The organism is Motilibacter peucedani, assembly GCF_003634695.1.
GTDB classification, from domain to species: Bacteria; Actinomycetota; Actinomycetes; order Motilibacterales; family Motilibacteraceae; genus Motilibacter; species Motilibacter peucedani.
This window is the reverse complement of sequence record NZ_RBWV01000017.1, coordinates 73,288-89,345: the sequence shown is the minus strand read 5'-3', so window position 1 is coordinate 89,345 and position 16,058 is coordinate 73,288. Positions and strand designations below refer to the sequence as shown.

The following is a 16,058-nucleotide window of genomic DNA, read 5'->3' as shown; positions in this document are numbered from 1 at the left end:
CTATCGTCGCCCGCTATGACGGAGCGCCGGGGCGGAGCGGTGCCGGAGAGCCGCAGCGGGGCCCGGACCGCCGCGCGGACGGCCGGAACCGCCTGCTGGGCGGCGGTGCGCACGACGGCGGCGGCGCCCGAGCTCGCCGCGATCCAGCTCGCCTGGGCGGCGGTCACCGCGTCGGTGTCCCTCGCGACCGTCGCGCTGACGGTCGCGGCGTACCGGCAGGCCGGCGCAGGCGGTGTCGCCCTCGCCGTGGTGCTGCGCGCCCTGCCCAGCGTCGTGACCGGGCCGCTGATCGCCCTGTGGATGCGGCGGGCCACGCCCTACTCGCTCATGGCGGTGGCCGCGGCGGCGGGTGCGCTCGCCGCCGGCGCGAGTGCGGCGTCCGTCGGTTCGCTCCCGGCGCTCGTGGGCTGCGGGCTCGTCATGACCGTGGCGGCCCGCAGCTTCCGGACGGCCCAGCTGGCGGTCCTTCCCCGCGTCACCCGCGGGCTGCGGCAGCTCACCGCTGCCAACGTGATGTGCACGGCGGTCGACGGGCTGGGCGTGCTGCTCGGACCGGTGGTCGCGGCCGCCTGCATCGCGCTCGCCGGCCCGGTCGCCGCCTTCGTCGCCGCAGCTGGCCTGCTCCTGCTCGGCTCGGGCCGGATGCTGGTGCTCCGGCTGTCCGCCGGCCGTCCCGCAGACCCCCTCCCGCCGTTCGAGGGGTCCCGCGACGGTCCCCGCCCGTCGCTGCTCCTCCTGCTCCGGCTCCCGGTTCCCCGTCTGGTGCTCGGGCTGCTCCTGCCGCAGGCTGCGCTGTCCGGCGCGCTGCGGGTACTCTACGCGCCGGTGTCGGACACCCTCGGCGGGGGCGACGCCGCTGTGGGACTGCTGACCTCGGCGTTCGGGGTCGGCGGGCTGCTCGCCTCGCTCTGCATGTTCGCGCTGGCCGGGTCGTCACGGCTCGGCATGCTCGTGGCGGCGGGCCTGTCGCTGTGGGCCGTGCCCCTCGTCCTGGTCAGCGGCGCGCCGGACCTGCCGGCCGCGCTGGTCCTGCTCGCCGCGGTCGGCGCCGGCAACGCGGTCTTCGACGTCGCGAGCATCACGCTGCTGCAGCGCGGTGTGCCCGACCCCTTGCTGGGCAACGCCTTCGCGCTGCGTCAGACCCTGTCGGTGCTCGCATCGTGCGCCGGTGCCGCCGTGGCGGCTCCCGTCGCCGACGCCGCAGGCACGCGGTGGGCCCTGGTCGCGCTGGCACTGCCGGTGTGCCTGCTCGTCCTGGTCGTCCTGCCCGGCCTGCACCGCCTCGACCGCACGCTGGGCGGCCCGGCCGGTGGGGTGGCGCTGCTGCGCGCGCTCCCGGCGTTCGAGCTCCTGCCGGGACCCGAGCTGGAACGGCTCGCGCTGCGGCTGCGACGCCAGGACGCCGGAGAGGGCGAGGTCGTGGTCCGCCAGGGCGAGGCCGGCAGCTCCTACTGGGTCGTCGAGGCCGGCACCCTGTCGGTGCTGGTCGACGGTGCGGAGGTCGGGCGCCTGGGACCCGGCGACGCGTTCGGGGAGATCGCGCTGCTCCGCGACGTGCCGCGCACGGCGAGCGTCGTCGCTCGCAGCGACGTGGTGCTGCAGGCGCTGGAGCGCGAGGACTTCCTGGCGGCGATGGCCTCTCCCGCAGTGCTGGCCACCTGGGACGCCGTCGTGGACGCCCGGCTCGACCGGGCCGCGCCCGCGGCCCGGCAGGGCGACGAGCGGGCGTAGCAGGGCCTGCGACGCACGAGGCCCCGCGCGACGGGAGTCGCGCAGGGCCTGGGGGATCCTGCGAGGAGCTGTGGTGCACGAGGTGTGTCCGAGGGGGGACTTGAACCCCCACGCCCGATAAAGGGCACTAGCACCTCAAGCTAGCGCGTCTGCCATTCCGCCACCCGGACATGCCGCTCGACCCGGCACCGGAGTGACGGCCTTGCGGCAGACGTAGACGATAGCAGGGCTCGGCACCCGCCCTGGCAGGATGGCGCCCATGAGCACCGAGGCGAGCCCGTCGAGCACCCGAGTCGACCCCGAGGACGAGGTCGTCGAGCTGTGCTCGGAGCTCATCCGCATCGACACCTCCAACTACGGCGACGGTTCGGGGCCGGGGGAGCGGGTGGCCGCCGAGCGGGTCGCCGAGCTGCTCGCCGAGGTGGGGCTCGACCCGGTGATGGTGGAGAGCGAGCCCGGCCGCGCCAGCGTCGTCGCGCGCATCGAGGGCTCCGACCCGAGTCGCACCGACGCCCTGCTGCTGCACGGCCACCTCGACGTGGTGCCGGCGCGCGCGGAGGACTGGCAGGTCGACCCGTTCTCCGGGGAGGTGCAGGACGGCTGCGTCTGGGGCCGTGGCGCCGTCGACATGAAGGACATGGACGCGATGATCCTGGCCGTGCTGCGCGCCCGGCTGCGCGAGGGCCGCCGGCCCGCGCGGCCGGTCGTCGTCGCGTTCCTCGCCGACGAGGAGGCCAGCGGCCACAAGGGCGCCCACTTCGTCGCCGACCACCACGCCGACCTGCTGGAGGGCTGCACCGAGGCGATCAGCGAGGTCGGCGGCTTCTCCGTCCACGCCGGCGGCAAGCGGTTCTACGCGATCGAGACCGCCGAGAAGGGCCTGGCCTGGATGCGCCTGCGCGCGGCCGGGCGGGCGGGCCACGGCTCCATGGTCGCCACCGACAACGCCGTCACCGAGCTGTGCGCCGCGGTGACCCGCCTGGGCCAGTACCAGTGGCCGCTGCGCATGACCAAGACCGTGCGGCTGTTCCTCGAGGCCGTCAGCGAGGAGACCGGCGTCGCCTTCGACCCCGACGACCCGAGCGCACTGCTCACCGAGCTCGGCGCGCTCGCGCGCATCGTCGGCGCGACGCTGCGCAACACCACCAACCCGACCGTGCTCCAGGCCGGCTACAAGGCCAACGTCATCCCGCAGGAGGCCTTCGCGCAGGTCGACGGCCGCTTCCTCCCCGGCTACGAGGACGAGTTCTTCGCCACCGTCGACGAGCTGCTCGGCCCGAACGTCACGCGCGAGTTCGTCGCCCACGACATCGCCGTCGAGGTCGACCCCGGCGGCGCGCTCTGGGAGAAGATGGAGGCCGCGCTGCTCGCCGAGGACCCCGGCGCCCGCGTCGTCCCCTACTGCCTCTCCGGCGGCACCGACACCAAGTCCTTCACGCCGCTGGGCATCACCGGCTACGGCTTCGCCCCGCTGCGGATGCCCGCCGACCTCGACTTCAGCGGCATGTTCCACGGCGTCGACGAGCGGGTGCCGGTCGACGGCCTGCAGTTCGGCGTACGCGTGCTCGACCGCCTGCTCGACAGCCTCTGAGGGGACGGCCGTCCGTCTCGACGGCCGTCGCGAGCCGCCGCTAGGGCTCGCGGGACGAGGGCACCCGCAGCGCCTCGGCCAGCTCGTCGAGGCGCTCGTTGACGGCCTGCGCGAGCATGTCGCGCTGCATGGCCGGGAGCTGGACCAACCCCTGGAGCCATCCCTCGACCTCGAGCTCGTCGGCCTCGCCGCCCAGCGAGAAGTAGCGCAGCCACACCGACGAGAGCGTCACCGCCTTGCGGGCGAGCGCGGCGGCGAGCGCGCGGCGCTGCAGCTCCGCGCGGTCCTCGGGCTCGCTCACCGCTCGCGCCGGGCGGTCGACTCGACCAGAGCGCGGGCCACGCTCTCGACGGGGCGGTGCTCCTGGTTGGCCATCGACACCAGCTCGGCGAAGGCCCCCGCCTCGTCGAGCCCTCTCGAGGACATGAGGATGCCCCGGGCGAGCGCGCCGAGCTCGCGGGCGCGCAGCGCGTCCTTCAAGCCCTCGGACAGCCGCTCCGACGCGTCGTAGGCCTGCACGTTGGCGAGCAGCAGCGCCGCCTGCACGCTGAAGAGCCCGAGCAGGTACGCGGCGCGGTCGCCGAGCGCGCCGGGCTCCGCCGCGTAGACCTTGATCACGCCGACCACCACGTCGCCGGCGACGAGCGGGGTGCTGAGCGCCGACCCGAAACCGATGTCCTGCGCGCGGGCCGCCCAGCGCGGCCAACGTCGGTCGGTCGCCGTGTCGTCGACGCGCACCATCGTGCGGCTGCGGTAGGCGGCCAGGCAGGGGCCCTCGTCCAGGTCGTACTGCAGCTCGTCAGCCCGCTCGACGTCGGGGCCGGTCGCCGCCGCGGTCTGGCGGGTGCCGTCGCGGTCGACGAGCGTGATGCCGACGCCCGACGCGCCCGGCACCGCCTCGAGGGCCAGCACCGTCACCAGCCGCAGCGCGGTGTCGACGGTCTCGGAGCTGATGAGCAGCCCGTTCATGCGCGCGAAGACGGCGACCAGCTCGGAGGGCACCGCCATCGGCTCGCTCATCCCCTGGATGTTCCCCGCAGCGCCGTCCGCGACGCCCCCTGCCCCGACCCCCCGCCTCCCTCATCGCGGTCCTGGGGGTTGCGTCAGGCGGTGCGGGTGACGCGGATGACCCGACGGCGCAGCTCGACCCAGCGGCGGCCGTCGGGGTAGAGCCGCAGCCGCGCCAGCTCCCAGTGGCCGTACTCCGCCTGCTCGGTCAGGAAGCGGCGCGCGTCACCGCGGGTCGTGCCCCGCGGCATCGACAAGGTCCGGGTCTCCCACTCACGCACCCGACCACTGTAGGGGCGGCGCAGGGCCCCGGAGCGGTAGCGTTCCGGCTGTGCCCGCACCCGACGCCCCTGGCTCGCACCTCCCCGACCCCACCGAGGAGGACGTCCGCACCGCTGCCCGGGCCTTCGTGACCGCCTTCGACCGGCACCTGCGCACGGTCGAGACCCGCTCGGGCGAGGCCGACCCCCGCGTCGCCGAGGCCTTCGGCGAGCTGCGCACCGCCTTCCTCGACTACGAGGACACGCTCTACGACGTCTACGACGAGGTCGTCCCGTTCGAGGTCGTCGAGGACGACGAGTTCGACGACGACGAGGACGACGACGAGGACGAGCTCGACGACGAGCTGGACGAGGACGACGACGAGGGCGACGAGGACGTCGAGGTCAGCGACCTGGGCGACGGGCGCCGCTAGCTCACTCCTCGAGCAGACGGCCCAGCCGCGTACGCCGTGGCCGGGCCGGCAGCGCCACCGCCGCGGGGAGCGCGGCACCGAGCCCGGTGACCAGCGAGACGTGCCGGCGGGCGCGGTGCAGGGCGCCGAGCACCAGGTCACGGCGGACGGCGCCGGCCGCCGAGGGCGGCAGCACCAGCACCACGGCCTCGGCGTCCTCGCCCCAGCCGGCCGCCGGCTCCACCCGGGCGGGGGTCGCGGCACCCAGGGCCCGCACGCCCGCCGCGCCGCGGACCAGCGGCGAGAGCACGAGCACCTCGCCGGCCGCCACGCCGAACGCCCGGGGGATCGAGGCCTCCATCAGCTGGGCAGCGCGCGCCGCAGCCCGCTCGTCGGTGTCGACCGGCACCACGACCACGCTGCGCTCCGGGGTGGCCAGCGCTTCCGGCGGCGGCAGGACGCCGGCCCGCACCGCCGCGCGCAGCTGCTCGAGCGCCGAGGCGTCCGCCGGCGGCGCGTCGACCCGCACCACCTCCAGCGACGCGCTCGCGGCCAGGTCGCGCAGGACCGCCCCCGGCGTCGCGGCGGGCAGGTCGGGGTCGCCGGCCACCACGACCGAGCCGCCCTCGGGCACCTCGGCGAGCTGCTCGGCGAACGACGCGAGGTCCAGCCGCTCGGCGTCGTCGAGCACGAGGTCGGGCTCGCCCGGCAGGGCGGCGACGGCCGCGTCGCGCGCCTCGCCGCGCGGCCCGACCACGACGCGCACGCTGCCCTCGGTGACCAGCAGCCGCTCGACCTCCTCGGCGGCGTCCTGCTCGAGCAGCGCCAGGCCGGGCAGCGCCAGCACGCCGTCGTCGAGCAGTGCGACGGCGCCCGCGTCGAGCGCCCCGCGCAGCCCGGCGGCCGGGTCGCCGACCTCCAGCGCCCCGAGCGCGCGGACGAGCACCTCGGCCGGCAGCCAGGTCGACCCGTCGCGAGCAGCCCGCGACAGCAGCCAGCACGCGAGGGCGGCCGCCCGCACGCCGTCGGGCGGCGGCGGGCCCGCAGCGGCGGCGCGCCCCGGCGTACCCCCCGGTGCCAGCAGCGCCGCGGACCACGCGTCGCCCAGCAGCCCCTCGCTCACGCGCGCGGCGCGGCCGACACGTCGTCGAGCGCCGAGACGATGGCGGGCGGCAGCTCGGGGGCCGCTTCGGCGGCCAGGGAGGTACGCAGCTGGGCCGGTGTGCGCGCGCCGACGACCCCGGCGCTGAGGCCCGGGCGGGCGAGCAGCCAGCCGAGCGACACCGCGAGCGGGGTGGTGCCGAGGCCGTCGGCGGCGGTCGCGACCGCGTCGGTGACCGAGCGCGCGCGGCCGTGCAGCAGCGACTCGAGCTCGGGGCCCGAGCCCGACGACGCGGCCCGCGAGTCCGACGGGATGCCGTGGCGGTACTTGCCCGTGAGCACGCCGCGGCCCAGCGGAGCACCGGCGAGGACGCCGAGCCCGAGCGACGTGCTGGCCGGCACCAGCTCCTGCTCGGCCCGTCGGGCCACCAGCGACCACTCCGCCTCGGCCGCCACCAGCGGTGTGCGGTGCAGCGCCTCCTGCAGCGTGGCCGCCCGCGCGGCCTGCCACCCGGTGGTGCCGGAGAGCCCGACGTAGGCGGCGCGCCCGCTGCTCACAGCGGCGTCGGCCGCCGAGAGCGCCTCGTCGACGGGCACGTCGTCGCTCCAGCCGTGCAGCAGCCAGAGGTCGACAGCGCCGGTGCCGAGCCGGGCGAGCGAGGCGTCGAGCCCGCGGAGCAGGCCGCGGCGCGAGCGCCCGGCCGCGGCCGACGAGCGGGAGGCGAGCACCAGGTCGGCGCCGGCGTGCGCGCCGGCGAGCAGCGCACCCACGACCGACTCGGCCGCGCCGGCGCCGTCGTCGGGGGAGGTCTGCAGCAGGGTGCCGCCGCCGTCGCGGAAGGCGCGCAGCAGGTCGGAGGCGTCGAGCTCGTCGACCTCGCGGCCCCACGTCGAGGTGCCGAGGCCGAGCCTCGAGACCCGCAGCCCGCTGCGTCCCACCTGCCGGATCTCCACGGGTCGCGAGCCTAGCGGCGGGCGGGGGACCTGCCTGACGCGGCGCGCGCGGTTCAGGTCGATGTCAGGTCCGGCCCGGTAGTCTTCGCCCCGGTCGAGGCGGTGCCGGGTCAATGACGGTCGGGCAGTGCGCCCGCCCGCCGACCCGTCCGTGACCCCTTCGCCAGGAGACCGCATGACCGACTCGATGAACGCCCTGCAGGCCGCCGTGCTGGGGGTGGTCGAGGGGCTCACCGAGTTCCTGCCCGTGTCCTCGACCGGCCACCTCACCATCGTCGAGAGCCTGCTCGGGCTGAAGGTCGACGACGACGGCGTGACCGCGTTCACCGCCGTCATCCAGGTCGGCGCCATCCTCGCCGTCATCCTGTTCTTCCGCGCCGAGATCATTCGCATGGTCACGGCCGTCGTGCGCGGGATCCGCGACCCCGAGGAGCGGCGCTCGCTCGACTTCCGGCTGGCGATGTACGTCGTGGCGGGCACCATCCCGGCCGGCATCATCGGCCTGGCCGCGCAGAAGCTGGTCGAGGGCCCGCTGCGCAGCCTCTACATCGTCGGCGCCTCGCTGGTCATCTGGTCCGGTGCGATGTGGTGGGCCGAGAAGCACGGGCGCCAGGAGCGCGGCGAGGCGCAGCTGACCCTGCGCGACGGCGTGGTCGTCGGCCTCTCCCAGGTGCTGGCGGTGCTCTTCCCCGGCGTCTCCCGCTCGGGCGCGACGATCTCGACGGCGCTGTGGCTGGGCGTCGACCGCGTCGCCGCGACCCGGCTCTCGTTCTTCCTGGCCATCCCGATCCTGCTCGCCGCGGGCGTGCTCGAGCTGCCCAAGGCGCTCCACCCCGCCGCCGACGCTACGCAGATCGGCGCCGGCAACCTGCTCATCGGGACGGTGGTGTCCTTCGCCGTCGGCTACGCCGCGGTCGCCTGGCTGCTGCGCTTCGTGGCCTCCAACAGCATCGCGAAGTTCGTGCCCTACCGGGTGGTCGTCGGCGTGGTCGTGCTGGTGTCGGTCGCGGCCGGCTGGATCGACGCGACGTGAGCACCGTGGTCCTGGTCCGGCACGGGCGTACGACGGCCAACGCCTCCGGCGTGCTCGCCGGGTGGAGCGAGGGCGTGGGCCTCGACGACACCGGGCGCGCGCAGGCGGTCGCGACGGGCGCGCGGCTCGCCGGCGTACCCCTCGCCGCCGCGGTCGTCAGCCCGCTGCAGCGCTGCCAGGAGACCGCCGACGCGCTGCTCGCCGGGCGCGAGGTGCCCCGCCGCGACGACGCCCGCCTGGGGGAGTGCGGCTACGGCGACTGGACCGGCAAGGAGCTCAAGGTCCTCGCCAAGGACCCGCTGTGGAAGGTCGTCCAGGACCACCCGAGCGGCATGCGCTTCCCCGGCGGGGAGTCGCTGCTCGAGGTGCAGACCCGTGCGGTCACGGCCGTGCGCGAGACCGGCGCCGCGCTGCCCGACGACGCGGTCTGGCTGGCCGTGTCGCACGGTGACGTCATCAAGGCGGTGCTGGCCGACGCGCTGGGCATGCACCTCGACGCCTTCCAGCGCATCGTCGTCGACCCGTGCTCGGTCTCGGTCGTGCGCTACACCTCGACCCGCCCGTTCGTCTTGCGCATGAACGACGCCGGGCCCGACCTGTCGTGGCTCGCTCCTCCGGCGCGCAAGAGGCGCAGCCGGCGGTCGGCCGCGAGCAGCGCCGACGCCGTCGTCGGCGGCGGGTCCGGACCCGCCTGACGGCCCGCGGATAGGCTCTCCTGGTGCCACGACAGCTGTTCGAGTACGACCCGCCCGAGCGCTTCGTCGCCGGGACCATCGGCGAGCCCGGGGCCCGCGCGTTCTACCTGCAGGCCACCGCCTTCGGCCGCACCACCACGGTGGCGCTGGAGAAGGGGCAGGTGGCCGCGCTCGCCGACCGGGTCGAGGACCTCCTCGACGAGGTCGTCCGGCGCACGGCCGGCACGGCCGCCGTGCCCGCGGTCGCCCCGGCCGACCTCGACGACGACGGCCCGCTCGAGCTCCCCGTCACCGAGGAGTTCCGCGTCGGGACGATGGCCCTGGCCTGGGACGCCGACACCGAGCAGCTGGTCGTCGAGGCGCAGGCGCTGGTCGAGGACGACGAGGCCGCCGAGGAGCCGCTCTCCGACGACGACTCCCCCGAGGGTCCCGACCTGCTCCGCGTGCGGATGTCCGGTGCGGCCGGGCGCGCGTTCGCCAAGCGGGCCAAGGCGCTGGTGGCCTCGGGCCGGCCGGCGTGCCCCTTCTGCGGGCTGCCGCTCGACCCGGGCGGGCACATCTGCCCGCGCGCGAACGGCTACCGGAGATGACACTGGTCGCGTGAGCCAGAGCAGCCAGGGCAGCGGGGGCGGCGCCGGCGACGGCGTCCGCCTCGAGACCGCCGACGCGCTCGAGCTGCTTCGCCACGGCACCATCGAGGTCGAGGGCCGCATGGTCGACGCGTCCAACGCGACGCTGTTCGCCCGCATCTCCCACGCGGGCGTCAGCTCGTCGTGCATCTACAAGCCGGTTGCCGGCGAGCGCCCGCTGTGGGACTTCCCCGACGGCACGCTGGCCGGCCGGGAGGTCGCCGCCTACCTCGTCTCGGAGGCGGGCGGCTGGGGCGTCGTGCCGCCCACCGTCCACCGCGACGGGCCGTTCGGCCCGGGCATGGTGCAGCTCTGGGTCGACACCGACGACACCGTCGAGCTCGTCGACATCCTCCCGCGCCCGGCGATGCCACGGGGCTGGTGCGCCGTCCTCGACGCCCGCGGCAACGAGGGCGAGCAGGTGGTGCTCGCCCACGCCGACGACCCGCGGCTGCGCTCGATGGCCGTCTTCGACGTCGTGGTCAACAACGCCGACCGCAAGGGCGGCCACATCCTGCCGGTCGGGCCGGCGCCCGACGATCCGGTGCACGGCGTCGACCACGGCATCAGCTTCAACGTCGAGGAGAAGCTGCGCACGGTGCTGTGGGGCTGGGCGGCCCGCCGACTGCGCCCGGAGGACGTCGAGGCGCTCACCCGCGTCGAGGCCGCCCTCGGCGGCTCCCTCGGCGCCGCGATGGCCGGGCACCTGACCCGCGCCGAGGTCGCGGTCACGACCCGACGCGTACGCCGCCTGCTCCGTGCCGGCAGCATGCCGCTGCCCTCGGAGGGGTGGCCGGCGATCCCCTGGCCGGCGTTCTAGGCGTCCGAGGGGTTCTGGGACCGGGCGCGGTCGGGCGCCCGGCAGCGGCGAACTAGGCTTGCGCGGTGCTCGCCTGGCCGGCCCCCGCGGTCCCCGAACTCCCCGGCACCGGCTACGGCCTGGTGCTCCACGACTCCGCGACCGGTGCCCCCGTCGCCGTCGGAGGCGGGGAGCGCAGCAGCCTCTACGTCTGCGGCATCACGCCCTACGACGCGACGCACATGGGCCACGCGGCGACCTACGTCGCCTTCGACCTCGTCCAGCGCGTCTGGCGCGACGCCGGCTCGACCGTGCGCTACGCCCAGAACGTCACCGACGTCGACGACCCGCTGCTCGAGCGCGCCGCCGCCACGGGCGTCGACTGGCGCGAGCTCGCGGCGAGCGAGGTGGCGCTGTTCCGCGAGGACATGGCCGCGCTCGGCGTGATCCCGCCGGACGCCTACGTCGCGGTGACCGACGTCGTGCCGGCCGTCGCGGCCGCCGTGGCCCGGCTGCTCGAGGCCGGCACCGCCTACGCCCTGGACGACGGCGACGTCTACTTCGACGTCAAGAGCGACCCGGAGTTCGGGTCGGTCTCGCACTTGTCCGACGCCGAGGCGGTGGCCCTGTCGGCCGAGCGCGGCGGCGACCCCGAGCGCCCGGGCAAGCGCAACCCGCTCGACCCGCTGCTGTGGCGCGCCGAGCGGCCCGGCGAGCCGGCGTGGGACTCGCCCGTCGGGCGCGGGCGCCCCGGCTGGCACATCGAGTGCACGGTCATCGCCCTCGACGCGCTCGGCGCCGGCTTCGACCTGCAGGGCGGCGGCAGCGACCTGGTCTTCCCCCACCACGAGATGAGCGCGGCGCACTCCCACGCGCTCGGATCGCCCTTCGCGCGCGCCTACTCGCACGCCGGGATGGTGGGCTACGACGGGGCCAAGATGTCCAAGTCGCGCGGCAACCTCGTGCTCGTCTCGAGGCTGCGCGCCGAGGGGCGCGACCCCGCCGCCGTCCGGCTGGCGCTGCTGGCCCACCACTACCGCTCCGACTGGGAGTGGACGCCGGCCGGGCTCGAGCAGGCCGAGCAGCGCCTGCGCACCTGGCGCGACGCGCTCGCCATGAACGAGGGCCCGGCGCCCGAGCCGGTGCTCGAGCAGGTGCGCCGCGCGATGGCCGACGACCTCGACTCCCCGCGCGCCCTCGGCGCCGTCGACGCGTGGGCCGAGGCGGCGCTGCGCGGCGAGGGCGACGTGCCGGGCGCCGCCGGCCTGGTCGCGCGCACGGTCGACGCGCTGCTCGGCGTACGCCTCTAGCCGGTCGAGGGGCCCGTCGCCGCCGCGCCCGTCAGCCGTGCGCGGTGGGCGGCCCGTCGCCGCGGCGGCGCAGGTAGCGCTCGAACTCCTTGGCGATGGCCTCGCCGCTCGCCTCGGGCAGCTCGGCGGTGTCCTTGGCCTCCTCGAGCCCGCGGACGTAGTCGGCGACCTCGGAGTCCTCGGCCGCCAGCTCGTCGACCCCGTGCTCCCAGGCGCGGGCGTCCTCGGGCAGCTCGCCGAGCGGGATGCTCAGGTCGAGCAGGTCCTCGACGCCGCGCAGGAGCGCGAGGGTCGCCTTGGGCGACGGCGGCTGGGCGACGTAGTGGGGGACCGCGGCCCACAGCGACACCGCGGGCATGCCGACGCGGCCGGCCGCGTCCTGCAGCACGCCGACGATGCCGGTCGGGCCCTCGTAGGTGGAGACCTCCACGCCGAGCTGGCGCGCCAGCCCCGCGTCGGTCGCCGAGCCGGTGACCGGGATGGGCCGGGTGTGGGGCGCGTCGGCCAGCAGCGCGCCGAGGGTGACGACCATCTCGACGCCGAGGTCGGAGGCGAGGGCGAGCACCTCGGCGGTGAACGCGCGCCAGCGCATGTTGGGCTCGATGCCGCGCACCAGGACGACGTCGCGGCCGGTGCCCGGCAGCCGGGCCCACGAGAGCCGCGTCGTGGGCCACGTGACGTGGCGGGTGCCGTCGTCGTCGATGGAGACCATCGGGCGGTTGACCTGGAAGTCGTAGTAGTCGTCGGGGTCGATGGCCGCGACGGGGGAGGCGTCCCAGACGCGCTCGAGGTGCTCGACCGCTCCGGTCGCCGCCTCGCCTGCGTCGTTCCAGCCCTCGAAGGCCGCGATGAGCACAGGGTCCACCAGCTCGGGGACGCCTTCGAGCTCGATCACGCGCAACTCCTCGGTCCGGGTCGGCGGGCGCGACACCGGGTCAGCACAGCCTACGCTCGCGCCCGCCGCGTAGGCTGGGCCCCACGCGCCACCCCGTGGCGCGCCTGCTGGCCTGCCCGCTCCACCCGGAGGTGCCCGTGTCCCGAACCCCCTCGTCGTTGCGGGAGGCGCTGTCCCAGCGCGTCGTCGTGGCCGACGGGGCGATGGGCACGATGCTGCAGGCCCAGGACCCGACCCTCGACGACTTCGAGGGCCTCGAGGGCTGCAACGAGGTCCTCAACGTCACGCGTCCCGACATCGTGCGCTCGGTGCACGACGCCTACCTCGCCGTCGGGGTCGACTGCATCGAGACCAACACCTTCGGCGCCAACCTCAGCGCCCTGGGCGAGTACGACATCCCGCACCGCGTCTACGAGCTGTCCGAGGCCGGCGCCCGCATCGCCCGCGAGGCGGCCGACGCGTGGTCCACACCTGACCACCCGCGCTGGGTCATCGGCTCGATCGGGCCCGGCACCAAGCTGCCGACGCTCGGCCACACCACCTACCGGGCGCTGCGCGACGCCTACGAGGCCAACGCGGCCGGGCTCATCGCCGGCGGCGCCGACCTGGTCCTGGTCGAGACCGCGCAGGACCTGCTCCAGGTCAAGGCGGCCGTCGTCGGTGCCAAGCGCGCCATCGCCAACAGCGACCGCGACGTGCTGCTCTTCGCGCAGGTGACCGTCGAGACGACGGGCACGATGCTGCTCGGCTCCGAGATCGGCGCGGCTCTCACGGCGATCGAGCCGCTGGGCGTCGACGGCATCGGCCTCAACTGCGCCACCGGCCCGGCCGAGATGAGCGAGCACCTCCGCCACCTCGCGCGCCACGCGGGCATCGCTCTCTCCTGCATGCCCAACGCGGGCCTGCCGCAGCTGACCTCCGACGGCGCGTCCTACCCGCTCACCCCCGGCGAGCTCGCCGACGCCCACGACGCGTTCACCCGCGACTACGGCCTCTCGCTCGTCGGCGGCTGCTGCGGCACCACCCCCGAGCACCTTCGTGCGGTGGTCGAGCGCGTACGCGGCCGTGCGGTCGCCGAGCGCACCCCGCAGCGCGAGCCCGGCGTCGCCAGCCTCTACACCGCCGTGCCGTTCAAGCAGGACGCGTCCTACCTGTCCATCGGCGAGCGCACGAACGCCAACGGCAGCAAGGCGTTCCGCGAGGTCATGCTCGCCGGGCGCTACGACGACTGCGTCGAGATCGCGCGCGACCAGACCCGCGACGGTGCTCACCTGCTCGACGTCTGCATCGACTACGTCGGCCGCGACGGCGTCGACGACATCCGCCAGGTCGTGAGCCGGTTCGCCACCGCCTCGACCCTGCCGCTCGTGCTCGACTCCACCGAGCCCGCGGTCCTCGAGGCCGGGCTCGAGCTGCTCGGCGGGCGCCCGGTCGTCAACTCGGTCAACTTCGAGGACGGCGACGGCCCGACCTCGCGCTTCCGGCGCATCATGCCGCTGGTCAAGGAGCACGGCGCCGCCGTCGTCGCGCTGACCATCGACGAGGAGGGCCAGGCGCGCACCGCGGAGGCCAAGGTACGCATCGCCTCCCGCCTCATCGACGACCTGACCGGCGAGTGGGGGATGCGCGTCGAGGACATCATCGTCGACTGCCTCACCTTCCCCATCGCCACTGGCCAGGAGGAGACCCGGCGCGACGCGCTCGAGACGATCGAGGCCATCCGGGAGGTCAAGCGCCGCTACCCGTCGGTGCAGACCACGCTGGGGCTCTCGAACGTCTCCTTCGGCCTCAACCCGGCCGCCCGCATCGTGCTCAACTCGGTCTTCCTCCACGAGTGCGTCGAGGCCGGCCTCGACTCGGCGATCGTGCACGCGGCCAAGATCGTGCCGACGGCGCGCATCCCCGAGGAGCAGCGCGAGGTCGCGCTCGACATGGTCTACGACCGCCGGCGCGAGGGCTACGACCCGCTCGAGCGCTTCCTCGACCTGTTCGAGGGCGTCGACGCCGCGTCCGTGCGCGCCACCCGCGCCGAGGAGCTGGCGGCCCTGCCGCTCGAGGAGCGCCTGGCCCGCCGCATCATCGACGGCGAGCGCAACGGGCTCGAGGCCGACCTCCAGCAGGCGCTCGACTCGGGCTTCACCGCGCTGCAGGTCGTCAACGACCACCTGCTCGGCGGCATGAAGGTCGTCGGCGAGCTGTTCGGCTCCGGGCAGATGCAGCTGCCGTTCGTGCTCCAGAGCGCCGAGGTCATGAAGGCCGCGGTCGCCTGGCTCGAGCCGCACATGGAGAAGTCCGACGACGGCGGCAAGGGCAAGATCGTGCTCGCCACGGTCAAGGGCGACGTCCACGACATCGGCAAGAACCTCGTCGACATCATCCTGTCCAACAACGGCTATGACGTCGTCAACATCGGCATCAAGCAGCCGGTGTCGGCGATCCTCGAGGCCGCCGAGGAGCACGACGCCGACGTGATCGGCATGTCCGGCCTGCTCGTGAAGTCGACCGTGATCATGCGCGAGAACCTCGAGGAGCTCAACGCCCGCGGCATCGCCACGCGCTTCCCGGTCATCCTGGGCGGCGCGGCGCTGACCCGCGCCTACGTCGAGGAGGACCTCGCCGAGATCTACGCCGGCCAGGTGCGCTACGCCCGTGACGCGTTCGAGGGCCTGCGCCTCATGGACGCGATGATCGGGGTCAAGCGTGGCGTCCCTGGCGCCCAGCTCCCCGAGCTGCGCAAGCGCAAGGTGCGCGGCGCGACCATCACGCTGACCGAGCCGGAGGACATGCCGGCCCGCTCCGACGTGGCGCTCGACAACCGCGTCCCCGAGCCGCCGTTCTGGGGCACCCGTGTCGTCAAGGGCATCGCGCTGGCCGACTACGCCGCGTTCCTCGACGAGCGGGCGACGTTCATGGGCCAGTGGGGCCTCAAGTCGACCAAGGGCGACGGGCCGTCCTACGAGGAGCTCGTCGAGACCGAGGCGCGCCCGCGGCTGCGCATGTGGCTCGACCGCATCCGGTCGGAGTCGCTGCTCGAGGCCGCGGTCGTCTACGGCTACTTCCGGGCGTGGAGCGAGGGCGACGACCTGGTCGTGGCCGGCGAGGACGGCGGCGAGCTGCAGCGCTTCACGTTCCCGCGCCAGCGCCGCGACCGGCACCTGTGCCTGTCGGACTTCTTCCGTCCCAAGGACTCCGGCGAGACCGACGTCATCGCCTTCCAGGTCGTGACCATGGGCAACCGGGTCAGCGAGTTCGCCAACGAGCTGTTCGCAGCCAACTCCTACCGCGACTACCTCGAGATCCACGGGCTCTCGGTGCAGCTCACCGAGGCGCTGGCGGAGATGTGGCACGCCCGCGTGCGCGAGGAGCTCGGCTTCGGCGCCGAGGACGGCGACCTGGCGGGGATGCTGCGCGGCCAGGACTACCGCGGCTCGCGCTACTCCTTCGGCTACCCCGCCTGCCCCGACCTCGAGGACCGCGCGAAGCTCGTCGCGCTGCTCAACCCCGAGCGGGTCGGCGTCTCCCTGTCGGAGGAGCTCCAGCTCCACCCGGAGCAGTCGACCGACGCGATGATCGTCCACCACCCCGAAGCGAAGTACTTCAACGTCTAGTGTCCGAAGCCGTCGTGCGCTGAGCTGCCGC

Annotated in this window: 15 protein-coding genes and 1 tRNA gene; 9 read left to right on the top strand and 7 right to left on the bottom strand. The window is 75.0% G+C overall.

The features are described 5' to 3' along the window. The first annotated feature begins 15 nt into the window (after positions 1 to 15). Entirely contained in the window at positions 16 to 1,731 is a 1,716-nt protein-coding gene (locus tag CLV35_RS19055; protein WP_121195096.1) for a cyclic nucleotide-binding domain-containing protein, read from the top strand. A gap of 85 nt (positions 1,732 to 1,816) precedes the next feature. Here the strand turns inward: CLV35_RS19055 and CLV35_RS19050 are convergent. Then, positions 1,817 to 1,901 (bottom strand) — tRNA-Leu (locus tag CLV35_RS19050). Between the two features lie 89 nt (positions 1,902 to 1,990). Here CLV35_RS19050 and CLV35_RS19045 point away from each other — a divergent pair. Next, positions 1,991 to 3,322 (top strand): M20/M25/M40 family metallo-hydrolase, encoded by a 1,332-nt coding sequence (locus tag CLV35_RS19045; protein ID WP_121195095.1) that lies wholly within the window; start codon positions 1,991 to 1,993, stop codon positions 3,320 to 3,322. Between the two features lie 40 nt (positions 3,323 to 3,362). Here CLV35_RS19045 and CLV35_RS19040 read toward each other — a convergent pair whose 3' ends face one another. The 3 genes from CLV35_RS19040 to CLV35_RS19765 form a co-directional block, all read right to left on the bottom strand. After that, the gene (locus tag CLV35_RS19040; RefSeq protein WP_121195094.1) at positions 3,363 to 3,623 is read right to left on the bottom strand and encodes a hypothetical protein; all 261 of its coding nucleotides are present in this window, start codon (positions 3,621 to 3,623) and stop codon (positions 3,363 to 3,365) included. After that, positions 3,620 to 4,342 (bottom strand): GAF and ANTAR domain-containing protein, encoded by a 723-nt coding sequence (locus tag CLV35_RS19035; RefSeq protein ID WP_121195093.1) that lies wholly within the window; start codon positions 4,340 to 4,342, stop codon positions 3,620 to 3,622. Before CLV35_RS19035 ends, CLV35_RS19040 begins: the two co-directional genes overlap by 4 nt. Positions 4,343 to 4,425: 83 nt before the next feature. Then, entirely contained in the window at positions 4,426 to 4,611 is a 186-nt protein-coding gene (locus tag CLV35_RS19765; protein ID WP_147432016.1) for a DUF5703 family protein, read from the bottom strand. 50 nt (positions 4,612 to 4,661) lie between these two features. On the opposite strand from CLV35_RS19765, the gene CLV35_RS19030 reads away from it, so the two are divergent. Beyond that, the gene (locus CLV35_RS19030) at positions 4,662 to 5,024 is read left to right on the top strand and encodes a primosomal protein (protein ID WP_121195092.1); all 363 of its coding nucleotides are present in this window, start codon (positions 4,662 to 4,664) and stop codon (positions 5,022 to 5,024) included. Between the two features lies 1 nt (position 5,025). Here the strand turns inward: CLV35_RS19030 and CLV35_RS19025 are convergent, their stop codons facing one another. After that, positions 5,026 to 6,126, bottom strand: coding sequence for a hypothetical protein (locus tag CLV35_RS19025; protein WP_121195091.1), 1,101 nt, complete (start codon positions 6,124 to 6,126; stop codon positions 5,026 to 5,028). Further along, positions 6,123 to 7,058, bottom strand: coding sequence for an aldo/keto reductase (locus tag CLV35_RS19020; protein WP_121195090.1), 936 nt, complete (start codon positions 7,056 to 7,058; stop codon positions 6,123 to 6,125). The genes CLV35_RS19025 and CLV35_RS19020 overlap by 4 nt, the downstream gene beginning before the upstream one ends. 175 nt (positions 7,059 to 7,233) lie before the next feature. On the opposite strand from CLV35_RS19020, the gene CLV35_RS19015 reads away from it, so the two are divergent. The 5 genes from CLV35_RS19015 to mshC all read left to right on the top strand — a co-directional run bounded on the left by CLV35_RS19015 (position 7,234) and on the right by mshC (position 11,524). Continuing rightward, the gene (locus CLV35_RS19015) at positions 7,234 to 8,091 is read left to right on the top strand and encodes an undecaprenyl-diphosphate phosphatase (protein ID WP_231122062.1); all 858 of its coding nucleotides are present in this window, start codon (positions 7,234 to 7,236) and stop codon (positions 8,089 to 8,091) included. Beyond that, positions 8,088 to 8,786: a histidine phosphatase family protein gene (locus tag CLV35_RS19010; RefSeq protein WP_121195089.1), complete on the top strand. Its 699-nt coding sequence runs from the start codon at positions 8,088 to 8,090 to the stop codon at positions 8,784 to 8,786. Before CLV35_RS19015 ends, CLV35_RS19010 begins: the two co-directional genes overlap by 4 nt. Before the next feature lie 23 nt (positions 8,787 to 8,809). Then, positions 8,810 to 9,376, top strand: a complete 567-nt coding sequence (locus CLV35_RS19005) for a DUF3090 domain-containing protein (protein WP_121195088.1) — start codon at positions 8,810 to 8,812, stop codon at positions 9,374 to 9,376. A 10-nt stretch (positions 9,377 to 9,386) separates the two neighbouring features. Beyond that, a complete protein-coding gene (locus tag CLV35_RS19000; RefSeq protein ID WP_231122061.1) occupies positions 9,387 to 10,235 on the top strand; it encodes an SCO1664 family protein in 849 nt (282 codons plus the stop codon). A 65-nt stretch (positions 10,236 to 10,300) separates the two neighbouring features. Next, complete coding sequence (gene mshC, locus CLV35_RS18995; RefSeq protein ID WP_121195087.1) at positions 10,301 to 11,524, top strand: cysteine--1-D-myo-inosityl 2-amino-2-deoxy-alpha-D-glucopyranoside ligase; 1,224 nt, start codon at positions 10,301 to 10,303, stop codon at positions 11,522 to 11,524. 31 nt (positions 11,525 to 11,555) lie between these two features. Here the strand turns inward: mshC and CLV35_RS18990 are convergent, their stop codons facing one another. Beyond that, on the bottom strand, positions 11,556 to 12,419 hold the full coding sequence (locus CLV35_RS18990) for a PAC2 family protein (RefSeq protein ID WP_121195086.1): 864 nt from the start codon (positions 12,417 to 12,419) through the stop codon (positions 11,556 to 11,558). A gap of 137 nt (positions 12,420 to 12,556) precedes the next feature. Between CLV35_RS18990 and metH the strand changes: the two genes are divergently transcribed. Further along, entirely contained in the window at positions 12,557 to 16,027 is a 3,471-nt protein-coding gene (gene metH / locus CLV35_RS18985; protein WP_121195085.1) for a methionine synthase, read from the top strand. Positions 16,028 to 16,058: the final 31 nt, after the last annotated feature.

Excerpts from the sequence above, each read along its gene's own strand:
- CLV35_RS19055 (WP_121195096.1), top strand. The coding sequence starts at position 16 with ATGACGGAGCGCCGGGGCGGAGCGGTGCCGGAGAGCCGCAGCGGGGCC.
- CLV35_RS19045 (WP_121195095.1), top strand. The coding sequence starts at position 1,991 with ATGAGCACCGAGGCGAGCCCGTCGAGCACCCGAGTCGACCCCGAGGAC.
- CLV35_RS19035 (WP_121195093.1), bottom strand. The coding sequence starts at position 4,342 with ATGAGCGAGCCGATGGCGGTGCCCTCCGAGCTGGTCGCCGTCTTCGCG.
- CLV35_RS19015 (WP_231122062.1), top strand. The coding sequence starts at position 7,234 with ATGACCGACTCGATGAACGCCCTGCAGGCCGCCGTGCTGGGGGTGGTC.